Annotated in this window: 15 protein-coding genes; 9 read left to right on the top strand and 6 right to left on the bottom strand. The window is 66.0% G+C overall.

Going from position 1 to position 20,865, the window contains the following annotated elements:
* Positions 1 to 63: 63 nt before the first annotated feature.
* Positions 64 to 2,052 (bottom strand): transketolase, encoded by a 1,989-nt coding sequence (tkt, locus tag PSEMAI1_RS0119590; RefSeq protein ID WP_024304497.1) that lies wholly within the window; start codon positions 2,050 to 2,052, stop codon positions 64 to 66.
* Between the two features lie 218 nt (positions 2,053 to 2,270).
* Between tkt and PSEMAI1_RS0119585 the strand changes: the two genes are divergently transcribed.
* Positions 2,271 to 3,020: a BPSS1780 family membrane protein gene (locus PSEMAI1_RS0119585; protein WP_024304496.1), complete on the top strand. Its 750-nt coding sequence runs from the start codon at positions 2,271 to 2,273 to the stop codon at positions 3,018 to 3,020.
* A gap of 170 nt (positions 3,021 to 3,190) precedes the next feature.
* On the opposite strand, the gene PSEMAI1_RS0119580 is transcribed toward PSEMAI1_RS0119585, so the two are convergent.
* Positions 3,191 to 3,658, bottom strand: coding sequence for a GNAT family N-acetyltransferase (locus tag PSEMAI1_RS0119580; RefSeq protein WP_024304495.1), 468 nt, complete (start codon positions 3,656 to 3,658; stop codon positions 3,191 to 3,193).
* Positions 3,659 to 3,735: 77 nt separating this feature from the next.
* On the opposite strand from PSEMAI1_RS0119580, the gene parC reads away from it, so the two are divergent.
* The 5 genes from parC (at position 3,736) to PSEMAI1_RS0119555 (ending at position 14,219) form a co-directional block, all read left to right on the top strand.
* Positions 3,736 to 6,102, top strand: a complete 2,367-nt coding sequence (gene parC / locus PSEMAI1_RS0119575) for a DNA topoisomerase IV subunit A (RefSeq protein WP_024304494.1) — start codon at positions 3,736 to 3,738, stop codon at positions 6,100 to 6,102.
* Entirely contained in the window at positions 6,099 to 7,646 is a 1,548-nt protein-coding gene (locus tag PSEMAI1_RS0119570; RefSeq protein ID WP_024304493.1) for a nitrogen regulation protein NR(II), read from the top strand. Before parC ends, PSEMAI1_RS0119570 begins: the two co-directional genes overlap by 4 nt.
* Positions 7,643 to 8,995, top strand: coding sequence for a sigma-54 dependent transcriptional regulator (locus tag PSEMAI1_RS0119565; RefSeq protein ID WP_024304492.1), 1,353 nt, complete (start codon positions 7,643 to 7,645; stop codon positions 8,993 to 8,995). Before PSEMAI1_RS0119570 ends, PSEMAI1_RS0119565 begins: the two co-directional genes overlap by 4 nt.
* 208 nt (positions 8,996 to 9,203) lie before the next feature.
* A complete protein-coding gene (locus PSEMAI1_RS0119560; RefSeq protein ID WP_024304491.1) occupies positions 9,204 to 9,929 on the top strand; it encodes a response regulator in 726 nt (241 codons plus the stop codon).
* Between the two features lie 3 nt (positions 9,930 to 9,932).
* A complete protein-coding gene (locus PSEMAI1_RS0119555) occupies positions 9,933 to 14,219 on the top strand; it encodes an ATP-binding protein (RefSeq protein WP_024304490.1) in 4,287 nt (1,428 codons plus the stop codon).
* A gap of 333 nt (positions 14,220 to 14,552) precedes the next feature.
* Here the strand turns inward: PSEMAI1_RS0119555 and PSEMAI1_RS20770 are convergent, their stop codons facing one another.
* The 4 genes from PSEMAI1_RS20770 to PSEMAI1_RS0119535 all read right to left on the bottom strand — a co-directional run bounded on the left by PSEMAI1_RS20770 (position 14,553) and on the right by PSEMAI1_RS0119535 (position 17,880).
* The gene (locus PSEMAI1_RS20770; protein WP_232219958.1) at positions 14,553 to 15,308 is read right to left on the bottom strand and encodes a cache domain-containing protein; all 756 of its coding nucleotides are present in this window, start codon (positions 15,306 to 15,308) and stop codon (positions 14,553 to 14,555) included.
* Between the two features lie 780 nt (positions 15,309 to 16,088).
* Positions 16,089 to 16,499, bottom strand: a complete 411-nt coding sequence (locus PSEMAI1_RS0119545; protein ID WP_024304489.1) for a biopolymer transporter ExbD — start codon at positions 16,497 to 16,499, stop codon at positions 16,089 to 16,091.
* Positions 16,486 to 17,163 carry a MotA/TolQ/ExbB proton channel family protein gene (locus PSEMAI1_RS0119540; protein WP_024304488.1) on the bottom strand — a complete coding sequence of 226 codons (678 nt, stop codon included), beginning with the start codon at positions 17,161 to 17,163 and terminating at the stop codon, positions 16,486 to 16,488. Before PSEMAI1_RS0119540 ends, PSEMAI1_RS0119545 begins: the two co-directional genes overlap by 14 nt.
* A 3-nt stretch (positions 17,164 to 17,166) precedes the next feature.
* Positions 17,167 to 17,880 carry an energy transducer TonB gene (locus PSEMAI1_RS0119535; RefSeq protein WP_024304487.1) on the bottom strand — a complete coding sequence of 238 codons (714 nt, stop codon included), beginning with the start codon at positions 17,878 to 17,880 and terminating at the stop codon, positions 17,167 to 17,169.
* 134 nt (positions 17,881 to 18,014) lie between these two features.
* Between PSEMAI1_RS0119535 and PSEMAI1_RS0119530 the strand changes: the two genes are divergently transcribed.
* From PSEMAI1_RS0119530 to hslU, 3 genes are all read left to right on the top strand, one after another.
* Positions 18,015 to 18,260, top strand: coding sequence for a YdcH family protein (locus PSEMAI1_RS0119530; protein ID WP_024304486.1), 246 nt, complete (start codon positions 18,015 to 18,017; stop codon positions 18,258 to 18,260).
* Between the two features lie 80 nt (positions 18,261 to 18,340).
* Positions 18,341 to 18,877: an ATP-dependent protease subunit HslV gene (gene hslV / locus PSEMAI1_RS0119525; RefSeq protein WP_008955334.1), complete on the top strand. Its 537-nt coding sequence runs from the start codon at positions 18,341 to 18,343 to the stop codon at positions 18,875 to 18,877.
* A gap of 230 nt (positions 18,878 to 19,107) precedes the next feature.
* Positions 19,108 to 20,451 (top strand): ATP-dependent protease ATPase subunit HslU, encoded by a 1,344-nt coding sequence (gene hslU, locus PSEMAI1_RS0119520; RefSeq protein ID WP_024304485.1) that lies wholly within the window; start codon positions 19,108 to 19,110, stop codon positions 20,449 to 20,451.
* The last annotated feature ends 414 nt before the right edge of the window (positions 20,452 to 20,865 follow it).

Genomic DNA, 20,865 nt, shown 5'->3' with positions numbered 1-20,865 from the left:
GGAAATGAAAAGACAAATGTGTTGCTGGCCGTCCCGTCGTGCGGGGCGGCCTTGTTTTTAGATTCAGATGATGGCCAGCGTCTGGGCCACCACGTTGTCGACGGTGAAGCCGAATTCCTTGAACAGCACGCCGGCCGGGGCGGATTCGCCGAAGTGGTCGATGCCGACCACGGCGCCTTCCAGGCCCACGTACTTGCGCCAGAAGTCGCTCACGCCGGCCTCGATCGCCACGCGCGGCACGCCGGCCGGCAGCACGCTGGCCTGGTAGGCCTTGTCCTGCTTGTCGAACACGTTGGTCGACGGCATCGACACCACGCGCACCGCCACGCCCTGCTCGGCCAGCGCGGCCTGCGCCTTGAGCGCGAGTTCGACTTCGGAGCCGGTGGCGATCAGCACCGCCTTGAGTTCGCCCTGGGCTTCGCGCAGCACGTAGCCGCCACGGGCGATGTCGGCGATCTGCTGGGCGTCGCGCGTCACGAACGGCAGGTTCTGACGGCTCAGCACCAGGCTGGTCGGCGTGGTTTTCTGTTCGATGGCGTGCGCCCAGGCCACGGCGGTCTCGGTGGTGTCGCACGGACGCCAGGTGTTCATGTTGGGGATGTAGCGCAGCGTGGCGACCTGCTCCACCGGCTGGTGGGTCGGGCCGTCCTCGCCCAGGCCGATCGAGTCGTGGGTGAACACGAAGATCGGGTTGATCTTCATCAGCGCCGCCATGCGCAGGGCGTTGCGGGCGTACTCGCTGAACATCAGGAAGGTGCCGCCGTACGGGCGCAGGCCGCCGTGCAGCGTCATGCCGTTCATGATCGCGGCCATGCCGAACTCGCGCACGCCGTAGCTGATGTAGTTGCCGTAGCCCTGGGCGTCGATCCACTTGGAGCCGGACCAGTTGGTCAGGTTGGAGCCGGTCAGGTCGGCTGAGCCGCCGACGAATTCCGGCAACAGCGGCGAGAACGCTTCGAGCGCGATCTGGCTCGCCTTGCGCGTGGCCACGGTCTGGGCGGCGTCGTTGATCTTGGCGATGGCGGCGGCCTTGGCGTCTTCCCAGCCCTGCGGCAGCTCGCCCTTCATGCGGCGTTCGAATTCGGCAGCCAGTTCGGGGTAGGCGGCGCGGTAGCGGGCGAACAGGCTGTTCCACTCGTTTTCGCGCGCCGCGCCGGCGTCGCGTGCGCCCCAGGCGGCGTAGATCTCGGCCGGAATCTCGAACGGCGCATGCGGCCAGTTCAGGTGTTCGCGCGCGGCGGCGATCTCGGCCGCGCCCAGCGGGGCGCCGTGCACGTCGTGGCCGCCCTGCTTGTTCGGCGCGCCCTTGCCGATGGCGGTCTTGCAGCAGATCAGGGTCGGGCGGTCGGCGGTTTTTTTGGCGGTCTGGATCGCGGTCTGGATTTCCTCGGCGTCGTGGCCGTCGACGTTGCGGATCACCTGCCAGCCGTAGGCTTCGAAGCGCGCCGGGGTGTCGTCGGTGAACCAACCTTCGACGTCGCCGTCAATGGAGATGCCGTTGTCGTCCCAGAACGCGATCAGCTTGCCCAGGCCCCAGGTGCCGGCCAGCGAGCAGGCTTCGTGCGAGATGCCTTCCATCAGGCAGCCGTCGCCGAGGAACACCCAGGTGGTGTGATCGACCACCGGGAAACCTTCGCGGTTGAACTCGGTGGCCAGCATCTTCTCGGCCAATGCCATGCCGACGGCATTGGTGATACCCTGTCCCAGCGGGCCGGTAGTGGTCTCGATGCCGGGAGCGTAGCCGTATTCCGGATGACCCGGGGTCTTGGAGTGCAACTGGCGGAAGTGTTTGAGGTCCTCGACCGTCAGGTCGTAGCCGGTCAGATGCAGCAGGCTGTAGAGCAGCATCGAGCCGTGGCCGTTGGAGAGCACGAAGCGGTCGCGGTTGGACCAGTGCGGATTGGCCGGATTGTGCTTCAGGTGATCGCGCCACAGGACTTCGGCGATGTCAGCCATGCCCATCGGGGCGCCGGGGTGACCGGATTTGGCCTGTTCCACCGCGTCCATGGCGAGAAAGCGGATGGCGTTGGCAAGCTCGGTACGGGAGACCATTCGGGAGAAACCTCGAAACTGTAGTGGGTCAACTACGGAAACCGGCGCCGGCGCTGCCGTGACAGCGGCCGAAGCGGCGGAACCGTCGCTAAATCATGAAATTATCGCCGATTTGACCCTTCGGCGGCAACCGGCCGCCGCCAGGTCGGAACGGCGCCGGCCAACCTTGTCATATTAACGGGGCTATGATGGAAGCTGTGCCCCAAGGATCGGAGTTTATGAGCGATTTCTTCACCTCCCCGCCGGAGGCCATCGCCCCGACGTCGCCACCGCAGCCGCGCCAGGTGGGCGCGGCGCACGGCTGGCGCTGGATCGTCGAGTCTTTCCTGATCGTGCGCGACCAGCCGCTGACCTGGGCGCTGTTCGCGCTGGCCTATTTCGGGCTGCATCTGCTGGTCAGTTCGCTGCCGATGATCGGCGGCCTGCTCGCCTTCCTGCTGGCGCCGTTGTTCGCCGGCGGTTTCGTGCTGGCGGCGGCGCGCGCGGAGCACCACGACGAACTGGGCGTGGCCGATCTGTTCAGCGGCTTCCGCCGCGCCGGCCAGGCCCTGCTCGGGGTCGGCCTGCTGTATCTGGCTTTGCTGCTGGCGGTGCTGCTGGTGTTCGGAGTGGTGCTGCAACTGCTGGGTGGCGTGATGCCGACGCCGGAGATGATGGGCTCGCCGAGCCATGCCGGGACCATGACGGCAAGCATGCTGCTGGGCGGGGCCATCGTGTTCGTGGTCAACCTGGCCTACTGGTTCGCGCCGGCGCTGGTGGTGCAGAATGGGCTGGCGGCGTGGCCGGCGCTCAAGCTCAGCATCCGCGCTGGGCTCGCCAACTGGCCGGCGGTGCTGACCAGCGGGCTGATGCTGACGCTGCTGTTCGTGCTGGCGGCGCTGCCGCTGCTGCTCGGCCTCTTGCTGTGGTTCCCGGTGGTCTACGTCACCGGCTATACCGCGTGGAAGGATGTGTTCGGCCACTCTTAAGAACCTGTTCACGATCTGTCGCGAGCGTCCCTCAGCGGGGTGAAGAGCAGCGCAGGAACCGGAATGTACTGGAGTACATGAGGATTTCGAGCAGCACATGAGCCCCGATCAGGGACGCGCAGCAAGATCGTGAACAGGTTCTAAGAGCGGCCGGGCGGGAGCGTGCTGTCTCACTCGTCGAGCGGGCGCAGCATGTCGACGTGCGGGATGCCCCCGTCGTCGTAGGGCTCGGACACGCGCTGGAAACCGAAGTGGGCGTAGAAGTCCTGGGCGTAGGCCTGTGCCGACAGCTTCATCGGCGCGCCGGGAAACAGCCGCGCGGTGCGCAGCACCGCCTCAGCCATCAGCTGGCGGCCGATGCCGCTGCCGCGCCAGGAGGGCTCGACCACCACGCGGCCGATGGCGGCGGCGTCGGGATACTTCTCTCCCGGCGCGATCAGCCGGGCGTAGGCCATCAGGCGGCCCTGGCCGTCGCGGCCGGTCAGGTGCCAGCAATCGGGGTCGGCGCCGTCGATGTCCTCATAGATCGAGCGCTGTTCCACCACGAACACGCGCCCACGCAACTGCAGCATTTCGTACAGTGTGTGTAAAGTGAAGCCGTCGAAGCGGTGGCATTGCCACTGGATGAAGCTCGCCATAGTACAATCCTTCCCGACTCATTGAATCCGACGACCAACATATCATGACACGCGACTTGACGCGTGTCCGGCCCGCCATGGACAACAACGACCTCTTCGCAGACGATATCGCCGAGCCGGCCGTGGCCGGCATCCCTCCCGCCGCTCCGCCGCCCGAAGCCGGGACGGACGAAGGCGAGTGGATCCCGCTCGACCTATACGCCGAGCGCGCCTACCTCGAATACGCCATGAGCGTGGTCAAGGGCCGTGCGCTGCCGGAGGTGGCCGACGGCCAGAAGCCGGTGCAGCGCCGCATCCTGTACGCCATGCGCGACATGGGCCTGACCCACGGCGCCAAGCCGGTGAAGTCGGCGCGTGTGGTCGGCGAAATCCTCGGCAAATACCACCCGCACGGCGACAGCTCGGCCTACGAGGCGCTGGTACGCATGGCGCAGGACTTCACGCTGCGCTACCCGCTGATCGACGGCCAGGGCAACTTCGGCTCGCGCGACGGCGACGGCGCGGCGGCGATGCGTTATACCGAGGCGCGCCTGACGCCGATCGCCGAATTGCTGCTGTCCGAGATCGACATGGGCACGGTCGACTTCGTGCCCAACTACGACGGCGCCTTCGACGAGCCGGCGCTGTTGCCGGCCCGGCTGCCGATGGTGCTGCTCAACGGCGCCTCCGGCATCGCCGTCGGCCTCGCCACCGAGATTCCGCCACACAACCTCACCGAGGTGGCCGGCGCCGCCGTCGCCCTGCTCGACAACCCCGAGCTCACCACCGCCGAACTGATGGCTTACGTGCCGGGGCCGGACTTCCCCGGTGGCGGCCAGATCATCACCCCGGCCGAGGACATCCTCGCGGCGTACGAGAGCGGCCGCGGCAGCGTGCGCGTGCGCGCCAAGTGGGAGGTGGAGAAGCTGGCGCGCGGCCAGTGGCGCGTGATCGTGTCCGAGCTGCCGCCCGGCTCCAGCGCGCAGAAGGTGCTGGCCGAGATCGAGGAGGCCACCAATCCCAAGGTCAAATCCGGCAAGAAGGCGCTGACGCAGGAGCAGCAGAACCTCAAGAGCCTGATGCTCTCCATCCTCGACCGCGTGCGCGACGAATCCGACGGCGAGAACCCGGTGCGCCTGGTGTTCGAGCCCAAGTCGAGCCGCCAGGACCCGGACGAATTCGTCAACGTGCTGCTGGCGCAGACCAGCCTCGAAGGCAACGCCGCGCTCAACCTGGTGATGATCGGGCTCGACGGCCGCCCCGGCCAGAAGGGGCTCAAGCCCATCCTGTCCGAGTGGCTGGACTTCCGCCGCCGCACCGTGACGCGCCGCCTCGAGCACCGCCTCGCGCAGGTGGACAAGCGCATCCACATCCTCGAAGGGCGGATGATCGCCTTCATCCATATCGACGAGGTGATCCGCGTCATCCGCGAGTCGGACGAGCCCAAGCCCGACCTGATCAAGGCCTTCGGCCTGACCGTAATCCAGGCCGAGGACATCCTGGAAATCCGCCTGCGCCAGCTGGCGCGGCTGGAAGGCTTCAAGCTGGAGAAGGAACTGTCCGAACTGCGCGAGGAGCGCGAAGGCCTGCGCCACATCCTGGCCACCCCGGATGCGCTGACCGGGCTGATGCGCGACGAGATCCAGGCCGACGCCGCCAAGTACGGCGACGCGCGCCGCAGCGAGATCAAGGCCGCCGAGCGCGCCGTGCTGACGCAGACCATCGCCGACGAGCCGGTCACCATCATCCTGTCGCAGAAGGGCTGGATCCGCGCCCGTGTCGGCCACAACGTCGACTTGTCCGCGCTCAGCTTCAAGGACGGCGATGCGCTCGCCGCCGTGGTGGAAACGCGCACCGTGTGGCCGGTCATCGTGCTCGACGGCAAGGGCCGTGCCTACACCGTCGATCCGGCCGTGGTGCCGACCGGACGCGGCGACGGCGTGCCGGTGGCGAGTCTGGTCGAACTGCAGGACGGCGCCAAACCGGCGCAAATCCTGTCCGGACCGGAGAGCGCGCGCTTCGTGTTGGCCAACTCCGGCGGCTACGGCTTCATCGCCAAGATCGGCGACATGGCCGGCCGGGTCAAGGCCGGCAAGGCCTTCATGACGCTGGAGGACGGCGAGACGGTGCTCCCGCCGCTGCCGGCCCCGGCCCGGCTCGACGCGCTGCGGCTGGTGGCGGCGGCCGACAACGGCCGCCTGCTGGCCTTCCCGGCCGGCGAGCTCAAGGAACTGGCCAAGGGCCGCGGACTGATGCTGATGCAGCTGGGCGAGGGTGAGGCGCTCACCGCCGTGGGCCTCGTCGGCGGCGACAAGGCGCTGCTGGCGGCGCAGTCGGTGCGCGGCAAGCAGAGCGAGGAGAAGGTGGCGCTCGCCGATTACGACGGCAAGCGTGCGCGCCGCGGCCAGCTCTTGCCGAAGAAATGGCTGGTGACGGCCATCGCCGATCCGGCCGGGCAGGCATGATCGACCTGCCGCGCTCGCTCACGCTGTCGTCGGCCAACGCGCTCAGGCTGTTCAACGCCTTCCGCGGCACCATCGTGCTGGTGCTGCTGCTGGTGTCGCAGCTGCGCGGCTTCGACGGCGAGCCGCTGCTGGTGGGCGGTGCGGCGTTCTACGGCTGGGTGCTGGCCTATTCGCTGCTGATCGGTTTGTGGCTGTCGCTCGGGCGAAGCCCGCTGGCGCACGGCGTGCAGATCACGCTGGCCGTCAGCGTCGACATCGTCATGATCACCGCGCTGATGCTGATCAACGGCGGCGTGAAGAGCGGCTACGGGGTGCTGCTGTTGCCCTATCTGGCGGTGGCCGGCTTGCTGTCGTCCGGCCGCTACGCGCTGTTCTACGCCGCGCTGGCCAGCCTGGCCTTGCTGGGAACGGCGGTGTACGACATCGTCGAAGTGAACGGCAGCACCAGCGAACTGGTGCAGGCGGCGCTCCTGGCCAGCGCCGGCTTCGTCACCAGCGTCACCACCCACCAGCTGGCGCGCGTGGCGCGCGATTCCGAACGGCTGGCCGAGCTGCGCGGCAGCGAGATCGCCCAGCTCAACCGCCTCAACGAGCTGGCCTTGCAGAGTCTGCGCGAAGCGGTGCTGGTGCTCGACCAGGAAGGCCGGGTGCGCCAGTTCAACGATGCCGCCTCGCGTCATTTCAGCCAAGTCGAGCGCGGCAAGCTGCTGCCCGAGCTGGTGGCGCCGGTGGCACGCTGGCAACAGGACGGCTGCCCCTCGCTGGCGCGGCCGGTGCAGCTCAACGCGCAGGGCCATCCGCTGATCGGACGCATGGTGCCGACTCGGGCCGGGGAAGCGCAGGCGCTGTTGCTGTTCCTGCGCGAGACGCGCGAGGTGGCGGAAGAGGCGCAGCAGCTGAAACTGGCGGCCTTGGGGCGGCTCACCGCCAACATCGCCCACGAGGTCCGCAACCCGCTGGCGGCAATCAGCCACGCCGCCGAGCTCTTGGGCGAGGACGCCGGCGATCCGGCTACGCAGCGCCTGACGGCGATGGTGCGTGACAACACCCGGCGTATCGACCGGCTGGTGGAAGAGGTGCTGGCGCTCAACCGGCGCGACCGGGTCCGCCCGGAAACCCTGCGTCCGGCGACGGTACTGGCCGAGCTGATCGAGCAGTTCGTGCTGGGCGAACCGGCCGCCGCCGGCCGCATCGTCACCACCTTCAACAGCCAGGGCGCCATCGTGTTCGACCGCGGCCACCTGGCGCAGATCCTCGGCAACCTGCTGGCCAATGGCTGGCGTCACTGCCAGCGCCATACCGGCTCCTTGCGCATCGAGGTCGACGAGAGCACGAGCGTCCTCTTGATCGACGTGGTGGACGACGGGCCGGGCGTCAGCGCCGAGCACCAGTCCCGCCTGTTCGAACCGTTCTACACCACCGAAAGCGGCGGCACCGGTCTCGGGCTCTACATCGCCCGCGAGCTGGCCGAAGCCAACGATGCCCTCTTGGCCTACCTGAGCCCGGGGGGGCGTTTCAGACTGTACTGCCGGAAAGCCCTATGACGAAAACCCTCAATCGCCGCGTGCTGGTCGTCGACGACGAACCGGACATCCGCGAACTGCTGGAACTGACGCTGATCAAGATGGGACTGGAGGTGGTGACTGCCGCCAGCGTCGACGACGCCTGCCGCCAGTTGTCGCGCCAGCCGTTCGATCTGGCGCTGACCGACATGCGCCTGCCGGACGGCGAAGGGCTGGCGGTGGTCGAGCATATCGGCCAGGCCGGGCTCGACGTGCCGGTGGCGGTACTGACCGCCTACGGCAGCGCCGACAACGCGGTGGCGGCGATGAAGGCCGGCGCCTTCGACTACCTGCAAAAGCCGGTCAGCCTGGCGCAGCTGCGGACCCTGGTGCAATCGGCACTGGCGGTGGAGGGAGGCCGTCCCGGGAGCGGCGGTCCGATCGCCGGCGCCGAGCGGCTGGCCGGCGAGTCGCCGGCGATGCAAGAGGTGCGGCGGCTGATCGAACGACTGGCGCGCACCCAGGCCGCAGTCTACATCCACGGTGAATCCGGCACCGGCAAGGAGCAGGCGGCGCGGCTGATTCACGAGCAGGGGCCGCGCGCGGCGCGCCCCTTCGTGCCGGTCAACTGCGGCGCCATCCCCGAGAACCTGATGGAGAGCGAGTTCTTCGGCCATCGCAAGGGCGCCTTCACCGGTGCCGACAGCGAGCGCGACGGCTTCTTCCAGCAGGCCAACGGCGGCACGCTGTTCCTCGACGAGGTGGCCGACCTGCCGCTGGCGATGCAGGTCAAGCTGCTGCGCGCCATCCAGGAGAAGCGCGTGCGCAAGCTGGGTGGCGGTCCCGAAGAGGCGGTCGACGTGCGCCTGTTGTGCGCCACCCACCACGATCTGGCGGCGCTGGTCGACAGCGGCGCCTTCCGTCAGGACCTGTACTACCGCCTCAACGTGATCCAGCTCAGCATGCCGCCGCTGCGCGAACTGCGCGAGGACATCCCGTTGTTCGTCGGCCGCCTGCTGGAACGCCTGGCCGGCGACGGCCCGCGCCCGCGTCTCAGCCCGGACGCCGTCAAGGCGCTGATGACGTACAACTACCCCGGCAACTTCCGCGAGCTGGAAAACATCCTCGAACGTGCCGCCGCCCTGGCCATCGATGGCCGGGTGGACGTCGCCGATCTGCAGCTGGCCGGTACCCCGTTCGCGGAGGATGAGGCGGGGGTGCCGGTACCGGACGGCGGCGAAGGGTTGCAGGAGTATCTCGACCGGGTCGAGCGTGACGCCATCGTCAAGGCGCTGCAGGCGACGCGCTTCAACCGCACCCAGGCGGCCAAGTTGCTCGGCGTCAGCTTCCGCTCGCTGCGCTACCGGCTGGAGCGGCTGGGCATCAAATAGCGCAAGGGAAGGTTGGCGGGATCCTGGCCGGATGTGGGTCGACTTTCCGTGGGGGCAAAGCGTCGGCCGACGACCGTGGCAGGACACAAACCGCGCGGATGATAAATGACTGACATGTAGGATCTATAATGCCATAAAGTTATTACTCTTGATTCCGTAGTAGATTCCCGTCCATCATGGAGTAACAGCCCATGCCGAGGATCCCCTCATGAGTGTCGACTTTGCCAGACTCAAGGTGTTGGTGGTGGATGATCAGGTTCTGGTCAGAACCCTGATGACCCAGGCCCTGCGCAATATGGGCCTCCGTCCGGAGGCCATCTTGCAGGCGGCCGACGGTGCTGCCGCCATTCGCACGCTGGATATCCGCCAGGTCGACTTGGTGCTGTGCGATATCCAGATGGACGGCATGGATGGCATCGGGCTCTTGAAAGAGCTGCGCTGCGGGCAGACCGCCAATCCCTCCAACCTGCCGTTCATCTTCCTGTCCGGCCATGCCGACCGCACCAACGTGCTGGCCGCCGCCCGTCTGCACGCCGACGGTTTCATCGTCAAGCCCCCCAAGCCCGCCGACGTGGAAAAGGCGATCGAGCTGGCCCTGACCAAACCCCGGCCGGAGGCGGACCCCTTCCGTTATTTTTCGGTGGCGACCGGAGAGACCCACGCGCGGCCCGCTCACCTCCCCCATGCGGCGACCCTGCTCGAACCGTCGGGATTCGAGGAGAGTCATCATTTCGCAGGTATCCTGCTGCCGTTGGAGGGGGTCAAGCCTGGCATGGTGCTGGCGCGCGACCTGACCAACCTGTCCGGCCACCTGCTGCTGCCCAAGGGCACCCGCATCACCGCCACCCAGCTGACCGCCCTGCGTAACTTCCGCGACCGCTATGGCGTCAGTCATCTTTCCGTCATGGAGCCCGATCAGCCGGGGCGAGACTGAGCCATGAAGGACGCCAAGGGGCGCTGGACGCAAACGGTTTCCATCGGCCGAGCGGTAGTGCTGGTCGTCATCGTGCTGGGGGTGCTGCAGGGACTGGCCTCCTATCTGCTGATCCGGGATTCGTTCCGCCAGTACCACCGCGCCGAATGGCTGTCCGACCTCAACCGCTCTTCTCAGCAGCTGTTCCTGGCCGCCGACTACCTGGAGCGCGAGAGCTCCAGCACCCGCCTCTTGCTGACGCGGCCACAGCCGCCTGGCCGCTACGAACTGCCCGAACTGCAGCGCCTGCGCCAAGAGGGGGATCAAGCGTTGATACTGGCGCTGCAGGGCGTTGATAAGCTGGACAAGGGGCGGGACCAGGCCACCCTGGCCGCCATCCGGCAGCGCCACGCGCACTTGGTCACCCTGCGTAAAGAGATCGACCGTTATCTCCAACGCCACCCGGGCCGGCCAGACGAAAGCCTGGCCTTCGGCTGGCAGTTGGCCAGCAACCACCTGTTCGAGGGCATCGATGCCGAGCTCTCCAACCACTCGTATCGCCTGAGCGATGGCGATAACGAGACCCTGAGCCGGTTGGCAGGGGTCAAGTTCAATACCTGGCGCCTGCGCCGCGCGCTGGGTAGCGAAGGGGCGGCCCTGCTGATGAGGGTGGAGCTGAACCGGCGGCTCAACTCCACCGATGAAGCCGACCTCGCCTCGCAGCGCGAGCGAGGCCTGCTGATGCTGGAGCTGCTGCAGACCAACATCCGTTTTCTCGGCCATTCGCAACTGGCGCAACGATTGGCCGGACTCAATGAGGTGACCTTCCGGCTGTTCCGGATGAGCAATGCCCAGTTGGCCGAGCTGCAGGGGCCGGGGGCCTCGCTGCCGGTCAGCGGTGTCTACCTGGGGACTATCCGCCGCTCCCACGACCAGGTGCTGGCGCTGTTCGACGACGCTTCGCGCCTGACGGAAACGGTCCTCGACGAGCATCGCAAAGAGGCTTATCGCTCGCTGCAGTTGACGCTTGTCTCCTCCCTGCTGGCGCTCGCCCTCTATGCTGCCTTGCTGTTCACCGTCGTGCGCCGCATCCTGCGTCCGCTCAGCCGTCTGCAGCAGGTGCTGGATGCCACGCGTGACGCCGTGCTGACCATCAATGAGGATGGCGTCATCCAGATGGCCAACCTGGGGGCCGAGAAGCTGTTCGGTTACAAACACGATGAACTGCCGGGCCGGCGCTTCTCTGAGCTGCTGGAGTTTTCCCAGGCCACCCCGTATGAACTGGTGGAGATCCAGGAACAAGCCGAGATCCGCCTGCAAGGGGTCGGCATCAGGCCGGACGGCAGCCGCTTCTTTGCCGGCATCACCCTCAGCGGCATGGAGCAGGGGCGATTCACCGCGAAGACGCGTCGACTGCTGGTGATCCGCGACGAACACGAACAGCGCCTGGCGGAAATGGCCCATGCGCGGAGCCTGGCCATGCTGTCGGCGATTTCGGGCGTGACCTCGCTGCTTCTGGCCAACAGCTCCCGCGCGCAGGTGTTTAACCGCCTGTTGGGACTGTTTCTCGAATTCTGCCATGCCACGGAAGGCGGCCTCATCGCCGTCGAACCCGATCCGGCTCACGGCCAATCGTTCCGTTTCCTGGCCCGCCAAGGATGCCGCGATAGCTCGGCATGGAATGTCTTGCTCAACTCGCTGTCCGGCCCGTTCCAGGGTGAGGAAGGGGAGATGGAGCTGGTGATGGGCGGGGCTGCGTGGACGCTGCTGCCAGTCAGGCAGGAGCAGCGGCTGATGGCGCTGGCGTGCCTGAAGGCGCCGGACCGGGACGCCATGGCCCAGGCCCTTGAGGCCCTGCTCGGAGCCTTCGCCAGCATCATGGGGTTCTACACCGAAGAAAACCTGCGCAAGGCCTCGGAGAGGCGCCTGCGCACGGTGCTGCAGGAAGAGGAGGCGGTCTACGCCGCCTCGCCGGTCGGCCTGTTGCGGGTGGATGAAGACTTCCGGATCCTGCGGGCCAACCAGGCGGCCGAGCAGATTTTCGGCACCGGCGAAGGCGGTCTGCTCGCGATGCACCTGTTCGAGCTGGTGGCCGACGAACAAGTCTGGATCCCCTTTGCCAAGGCGCTGTGCGATGCGCGTGAAGATGGCACCCAGGCGCAGTACGAGGCGGAATGCCTGCGCAGCAATGGCATGCCGGTGTGGGTGCTGATCGAAGGGCAGGCGGTGAGCGGCGGGAACGTCCATGGCGGCATGATGTTGGCGTGTCTGGATATCACCGAACGCAAACTGGCCGAATTCGCGCTGCAGCAGGCGCGCGACGAGGCGGCCGAGGCCCGCTACCAGCTGCTGGGGGCGATCGAATCCATTTCCGAGGCCTTCGTGCTGTATGGCCCGCACGACCAGCTACTGCTGTGCAACCAGCGGTTTGCCGACCTGGTCAGCGACGGCAAGTCATCGGACGCCCTGCTCGGCATCTCGTTCGAAGACACGGTGCGGGCGACGCTGCAGCGGGGAGAGCGGCCGGAGGCCGGCTTCGATGCTGAGCAGTGGCTGGCCGAGCGGGTGCGGCGCCACCGCAACCGTGCCTCGTCCTTTCCGTTGCAAGTGGGCAAGGAATGGTGGCAGATCAACGAGCGGCAGATACCCGGCCGCGGCACGGTCGGGGTGTGGGCCAACATCACCGGCCTCAAGCAGCAGGAGGCGGAACTGATCGAAGCCTGCCGCCAGGCCGACAGCGCCAACCGCGCCAAGAGCGCCTTCCTGGCCGCGATGAGCCACGAGATCCGCACGCCGATGAACGGTGTGCTGGGCATGCTCGAGCTGTTGGCGCTGACGCCGCTGGACCCGGAGCAACGCGACTCGGTGGATACCATCCAGGAATCGGCCAAGACCCTGCTGCGGCTGATCGACGACATTCTTGATTTCTCCAAGATCGAAGCGGGCCGGCTCGATCTGGCGCCCGAGCCCTCCTCGGTCGCCGATATCGTCGAGCAAGTGCGCGGGCTGTATCTGGAAAACGCCCGCCGCAAGGATCTGTGGTTCACCTGTTGGGTCGACGACAAGGTCGCGCCACGACTGCTGCTGGACTCGTTGCGGCTGCGCCAGATCCTGCAGAATTTTGTCAGCAATGCCATCAAGTTCACCCAGCAGGGCTCGGTCGAAATCCGCGTTTCGGTGTTGGCGCAGGACGAAGAGGCCCAGACGCTGCGCTTCGACGTGATCGACACCGGCATCGGCATGACCAAAGCCACGATGGAGCGCCTGTTCGAGCCTTTCATCCAGGCCGAGAGCGACACCACCCGGCGCTTTGGCGGCACCGGGCTGGGGCTGGCCATTTGCCGGCGCTTGGCCGGGCTGATGGGCGGCGAGGTGAAGCTGGATAGCGAACCGGGACAAGGCAGCTGCGCCACGCTGACGCTATCCGCTCCGGTGGTCGCGGCGACTGACGAGGTCACTGATGCGGAGGCGGCCCCGCCCTCGCCCGTCGGCGTCGACAAAACCGCGCTGGCCGGCTTCAAGCCCATCCTGTTCGTCGAGGACAACCCGACCAACCGCAAGCTGGGCCAGAAACAGCTGGAACTCCTGGGCTACCCGGTGGAGGTGGTGGAAGATGGCGTGCAGGCGCTGCAGCACTGGCGCAGCGGGCGTTTCTCGCTGATCCTGACCGATTGCCACATGCCGGTGATGGATGGTTACCAACTGGCGCGCAACATCCGTCAGCACGAGCGGTTTGCGGAGGTGGACAGCCGGATTCCCATCATCGCCTGTACCGCCAATGCCGGTAAGGAAGAGGCCGACCGTGCTTTGGCCGCCGGCATGGACGATTTTCTCACCAAGCCGCTCAACCTCGCCCAGCTCGGCAAGATGCTGGAGAAGTGGCTGTGCCATCAGACGGAGGCACCGGAGCCTGCACCGGCCGCAGCCGACACCTCGCCGCCGGTTCCCGAGATGCCACCGGTGACGAGGAGCGAGCCGGTCGACCGCTCCGCCCTGGAGGTCTACAGCAACGGCGATCGCGGCGTAGAACAGGAAATCCTGCAAGACTACCTGCAAAGCAACCAGGAAGACGTCGACGCCCTGCGCGCGGCCGTGGAGGCCAACGACAGCCAGCGGGTGGCGTGGGCCGCGCATCGCATCAAGGGCGCCAGCCGCATGGTGGGCGCCATGGCGCTGGGAGAGGCGGCCGAGGCGCTGGAAAAAACCGCGCGCCAGCCGGAGCCCGGGAAGTTCGGCCCGTTGATGGCGGAATTCGAGGTCAGGCTGCAGGAGCTGACCGAATGGCTCGGGGCGGAAAGCCTCTCCGCCTGAGCCGGCAGCACTGGCAGCGTCGGTCTAGTGCGCCGAGATAAGGAAAACCGCCAGCCACCCGGCTGGCGGTTGTGGCCGGGCCCTTACAGCCGGAAGCGGGATACCGCGTCGTGCAGGCTCTTGGCCATGTCGTCGATGTCGCGTACCGCCCGTGTCGTCAGGCTCACGGCACTGCGAGTCTCGGTAACCACCCCCGCCACCTGTTCCACGCTGCCGGCGATGTTGGTGCCGGCCTGGCGAGGTGGAGGGTTCGCTGGCCGCGTTCGAGACCTGGTCCAGCTTGTGCATCTCGGAAGCCAGTTCCCGGGCCGTCTGCGTCATGGCCAATGACGACTAGTTGATCTGCTCGATCATGCCGCGCAGACCGGACTGCATGCGGCGCATTGCCATCAGCAGGCTGTGCTCCTGACCGCGGGTGACGATCTCGCGGCTCAGGTCGCCGGCCGCGATGGCCTCCGTGATCTCAGCGGCATTGGCGGGCTCTCCGCCCAGCGTGCCGATGATGCGGCGCGACATGGCCAACGACAGCAGACAGACGCCGATCATCACCACGGCGCTGACGCCCAGCAGGATCGATGCCTCGCGCCAGAAGATAGCATCCACGTCGTCGATGAAGATGCCGGTGCCGATCACCCAGCCCCAGCGTTCGTAGCGCATCACGCCATTCATCTTCGGTACCGGCTCCTGGCTGTTGCCGAGGGGCGTCATGATGGTGGCGATCCAGTACTTGTGTCCGGCCAGTGCCTCTTCGTAGGCCGCCACCGTGGTGCGGCCGTCGGGCAACTTGCTGCCCAGGTCCACCTTGCCGACCCGCTCTTTCTTGGGGTGGACCTTCAGCACGTTGCCGGCATAGCGGGCGAAGAAGTAGAGGTCGTCCACGCGCAACATGTTCAGGGCGGCGGCGGCCTGCTGCTCGGCGTCGGCGCGGCTTAGCTTGCCCTCCTGCTCCAGCGCGCCGTAACGCTTCATCACGCCCTCCGCCATGCGCAAGGCCACCATGATCTGCTCGTTCTTCTGGGCGTAGAGCTCGCTGCGTAGCGCGTGCAGCGCCAGCCCGGAGATGAGGAGGGTGCCAATGAAACTGGCCACTACAAAGGATCATAAATTGTGTGCGTAGGCGCATGGGTGCTCCGGGTTATCTGTCTCTGTGTCGTCAGTGCTTGCCTGAGGGTCGGCTTGTCGCCCTGAGGCAGGCCGCCATGGCCACGGTGGTATGAGGGTTGTTGTGTAAAACCGTGGCAAGCGGTTTTAAATTATTCGTGTTAAGCAACCTGCATTCCATCAGGGCTTTCATCCCAGGGTTTGGCACGTCCACGACATCTCCAGGGAACGTGGTCGGCAACCGAGCAGAGCCGGCGTGACCGGCTAGGGAAGGGGGTTTGTCATGCAGAATTTCAGGGCTTCCTTTCCTGAGCCGGAGACAGATTACTGTCGATTGCTCGCTGATTTGTAATTTAAATAATGAAATACGTTATTTATTTACGTAAATATTGAGATTGTCCCAGATGTGTGGCATCGGCCTACGATCTTGCGTTGCGTTGCGTTGCGTTGCGTTGCGTTGCGTTGCCGTGGGCGAGGTGGGAGAGCCCGGTTGCTCCGAATCATCGGGAGTGCCGCTGGGCTGGTGGTGCCAGAATGTTCCCTCGTGGCGAGGGGGTAGGATTGGCCCTGCCTGGCGGCGATGCGCTCGCGACAGCGAGGCCAGTCGGTCAGCACCGGATAGGCCGGTGTTGTTGCTGCTTTTTCGAGAGACTGTGATGGCGGGAGGAGGGGGGCCGACTGCGGCTGGCACGGGGTTGGCCCAAGCTTGCGCCGGGCAGCCCACGGCCTCCCTTTGCCGGGGAGGTCCGGGGCCGTGCCATGGGGGGATCAGGGCGCTTCGGTGACGAAGCCGATGCGGCTCACGCCGCTCTGCTGGGCGCTGGCCAGCGCCTCGGCGACGTATTCGTAGCGCGCGCTCTTGTCGGCGCGCAGATGCAGTTCGACCTGCGGGTTGGCCTGGGCGGCGGCGGCGAAACGTGCCGCCAGCGCGTCGCGGGCCACCGGGGCATCGTTCCAGAAGTAGCTGCCGTCCGGCTTGACCGTCAGCCGGATGGCCTCCGGCTTGTCCTGGAAGTTGGCTGCCGCCGCCTGCGGCAGGTCGACCTTGACCGCGTTGGTCAACAGCGGCGCGGTGATGATGAACACCACCAACAGCACCAGCATCACGTCGACCAGCGGGGTGGTGTTGATCTCCGCCATCGGGGCGTGCTCGCCCTTGTCGAAACTACCGAACGCCATCGATCTCTCCCGCCTGGGTCAACAGTTGCGCGTGCAGGTCGTGCGCGAAGTGGTCCATCTGCTGCGCCATCACCCGCTGCAGGCGCATGAAGGTGTTGTAGGCCAGCACCGCCGGGATCGCCGCCGCCAGGCCGGCGGCGGTGGCCACCAGCGCCTCGCCGATTGGTCCCGCCACGGTGGCGATCGACACCTGTCCCTGCACGCCGATGTTCACCAGCGCGTGATAGATGCCCCATACCGTGCCGAACAGGCCGATGAACGGCGCGGTCGAGCCGACCGAGGCGAGCAGCGTCATGCCCGACTCGTGGCGGCCGGTTTCCTGCGCCAGCCGCTTGCGGATGGCGCGGGTGAGGAATTCGTTCAGATCGCAGGCCTGCCCCAGCGAGCGCTGGGCGTTGGCGTGGAAATGACGCAGCGCCGACAACCCGTCGCGCGCCAGGTTGGCGTAGGCCGAGGTCGAGTCGGCCAGCGCCGCTTCTGCCGCCGGCCAGTTCGCGGCGTTCCACAGGGCGGTTTCGGCCAGGCGGTTGTCGCGGCGTGCGCGCCAGCCCTGCACGGCGCGCACCACGATGACGTACCAAGTCAGGATCGACATGGCGATGAGCAGCATGAACACCGTCACGAGTACGGCGTCCCCTTGGTGGAATACGGTCAGCAGATTCATGGTTCAGTGGCTTTTGAGAGAAAAATCGACGGGTACGATGAAGGTGAAGGGAATCGCTTCCTGCCCGCGCCGGGCCGGGATGAAGCGCCATTTGCGCACGGCCTCCAGCGCCGCGCGGTCCAGCCGCAGGTAACCGCTGCTCTGCGCCAGACTGACATCCAGCGGACGGCCCTCGGCGCTGACTTGCACGCGCACGCGCACCGTGCCGGTCTCGTTCAGTTCCATCGACAACGCGGGATAGCGTGGCTTGGGGTTATCGAGATAGCCGCCGCGGTAGAGCGGAGGGGTGACCGGCGGTTCGGCCGGCTCGGCTGTTTTCGCGGGGGCTGCGCTGCTGGCCGCCGGGGCAGCCTCGCTACGCCGCTCCTCCTGTGCCGGGGCGGGGGAGGGTGTGGTGGTCGTCGCAGCCGGATTTGGGCGGGGCGTCTTGGTACTCAACAGCGGCGGCGCCTTAACAACGGCGCGGCGCGGGGTAGGGCGTTCGAGCTTGGGCTTCGGCTCGGGGCGCGGCTTAGGCTGCACCGCCGGTGCCGGTGCCGGTGGTGCCGGTGCCGGGGTCGCCGGCGTCGGAGCCGCCAGGGACACCAGTTCCATGCGCAGCTGCGGCGGCGTGATCGGCACGCTCCGACCCGCCAGCAGGGTAAGTCCCGCCAGCGCGGCGACGTGCAGCAGCGTGACGCCGCTCAAGGCGGCAAAACGTTCGGTTCGCGTGTTCATTCAAGAATGATAACGCAAACTGTTATCATTCATAAAGTGATCCTGGGCATTTGATGCAGGTCAACGGAGCCGTGCAGCGCCGGGCGTAGCATGGTCCTATTCCCTTTGTTATCCATCACTTGCAGGAGCGTGCCATGCACATCGACCATCACCCCCTCGCTGGCGAATTCCCCGGTTTCAAGGACAAGATCCACGAACTCAGGCAGGATGGCGCCCGCTTCACCCGCCTGTTCGGCGACTACGAACAGGTCGACAAGGCCGTGGTGCGTATCGAAAACCAGCTGGAAGCCGCCAGCGACGAGGAACTGGAACGGCTGAAGAAAACCCGGTTGGCGCTAAAGGACCAGCTCTACAGCCTGATCCGTGGCGGCGTGTCCTGAGCCTTGTAATCCACCCACTTGCCTACATATCCTGAAAAGCTGCTGGCAGCTCGCTGGCAGCTTTTTCATGGAACAAGAACATGCAGCAGTTTGACGGAACCACCATCGTCTCCGTCCGCCGCGGACAGCGCGTGGCGCTGGGCGGTGACGGACAGGTCACCCTCGGTAATATCGTGATCAAGGCCACCGCGCGCAAAGTTCGCCGCCTCTATCACGACAAGGTGCTGGCCGGCTTTGCCGGCGGCACCGCCGATGCCTTCACCCTCTTCGAGCGTTTCGAAGCCAAGCTGGAAAAGCACCAGGGCCACCTGGTGCGCTCGGCGGTGGAACTCGCCAAGGACTGGCGTACCGACCGCATGCTGCGCCGACTGGAAGCGATGCTGATCGTCGCCGACAAGGAAAGCACGCTGATCATCACCGGCAACGGCGACGTGCTGGAACCGGAGCAGGGCATCGCCGCCATCGGCTCCGGCGGCGCCTACGCCCAGTCGGCGGCGCGCGCGCTGTTCGAAAACACCGAACTCGATCCAGCCGTGGTGGTCAAGAAGTCGCTGGAAATCGCCGGCGACATCTGCATCTACACCAACCACAACCACCTGATCGAGACACTGGATTAAGAACCTGTTCGAGATCCTGCTGCGCGCGCCGCACGCGACGACCTGATGCGCGCGGGGAGATGCCGGCTGCTGCGGGGCATTCCCCCAGGCGGCAAGGACGCACGCGGCAGATCGGGACGCGTTGCCAAGAACATGCCCCGACGGTGTCGGGGCCACCGTAACATCCGGCCGCCGTCGCTCTTCTGCATATGAAGGCCGACGCCTTCGGCCAACCTTGCCGGGAACATGCCATGACTCAAATGACTCCGCCGGAAATCGTTCACGAGCTGAACAAGCACATCATCGGCCAGGACGCCGCCAAGCGCGCCGTGGCCATCGCCTTGCGCAACCGTTGGCGCCGCCAGCAGGTGGCAGAGCCGCTCAAGAGCGAGATCACCCCCAAGAACATCCTGATGATCGGCCCGACCGGCGTCGGCAAGACCGAAATCGCCCGGCGCCTGGCACGGCTCGCCAACGCCCCGTTCATCAAGGTCGAAGCCACCAAGTTCACCGAGGTCGGCTACGTCGGTCGCGACGTTGACACCATCATCCGTGACCTCACCGAGATCGCCATCAAGGATACCCGCGACGCCGCCATCAAGCGGCTGCGCCACCGCGCCGAAGACGCTGCCGAAGACCGCATTCTCGACGTGCTGCTGCCGCCGGCGCGCCAGCCGGCCGGCTTCTTCGCCGGCGAGGAAGAAGCGCTCGCCAGCAAGCCCGAAGACAGCGCCACCCGCCTCAAATTCCGCAAGATGCTGCGTGAAGGCAAGCTCGACGACAAGGAAATCGAGATCAACGTCGCTGCGCCGCAGGCCAAGATGGAAATCCTCGCCCCTCCGGGCATGGAAGATTTTTCCAGCCAGCTGCAGAACATGTTCCAGGGGCTGGGAGCCGGCAAGCAGAAGGCACGCAAGCTGAAAGTGGCCGAGGCGCTCAAGCTGGTCATCGAGGAAGAAGCCGCCAAGCTGGTCAACGAGGACGAGATCAAGCAGGAAGCGCTGCAAAGCGTCGAGCAGAATGGCATCGTGTTCATCGACGAGATCGACAAGGTCGCCAGCCGTAGCGAAGGCAGCGGCGCCGACGTCTCACGAGCCGGCGTGCAGCGTGATCTGCTGCCGCTGGTCGAAGGCACCACCGTCACCACCAAGTACGGCATGGTCAAGACCGACCACATCCTGTTCATCGCCTCCGGGGCCTTCCACCTGGCCAAGCCATCCGACCTGATCCCGGAACTGCAGGGCCGCTTCCCGATCCGCGTAGAACTGACTTCGCTGACCGTCGACGACTTCCGCCAGATCCTCACCAACACCGACGCCTGCCTCACGCGCCAGTACGAAGCACTGCTCGCGACCGAAGGCGTCGAGCTGGTGTTCGCCGACAGCGGCATCCATCGCCTGGCCAAAATTGCCTGGCACGTGAACGAAAAGACCGAGAACATCGGTGCGCGCCGTCTTTACACCGTGATCGAGAAACTGCTGGAAGAAATCTCCTTCGATGCCCGCGCCGGCCGCTTCGAAGTCGACGCCGCCTACGTCGACAGCAAGCTCGACATGCTATCGCAGCGTGAAGACCTGGCGCGCTACGTGCTGTAACGGGGTGCCATAGCGTTTCCGATTGCGTGGAAGCGGTATTTTCAGAAAAAGCCGGTGTTTTCGCCGGCTTTTTGCTTTTTCCGGGCGTGTGAGTGGCGGCCAAAAGGCGGCATTGGGCCGGTAGGCGAGGAATCTGCAAAAAACTTCATTCGGGTAAATTGTTTGTATTCATGGTGTTACGGGTGATTTTTTGTATTGTGATCAATTTTCTGCAAATTTCCCGCAAAAAAGCGTTGACGAGGGTGGGGACGGGGCGTATAGTTCGCCTCCTCAGCTGACGCAGCGACGGAAACGAAGCAGTCAGCACCGCTCTTTAACAGACAGAATAACCGATAGGTGTGAGTGCTCGGCGAAGCCGAACACTTGCACTGCAAGACAGGAAATACCTGATATTTCTTTGATCTTGCGTGCCAG

It is taken from the genome of Pseudogulbenkiania sp. MAI-1 (assembly GCF_000527175.1).
Classification (GTDB): Bacteria; Pseudomonadota; Gammaproteobacteria; order Burkholderiales; family Chromobacteriaceae; genus Pseudogulbenkiania.
Note: the sequence above shows the minus strand (reverse complement) of the source record. Positions and strands in the feature narration are given on the sequence as shown.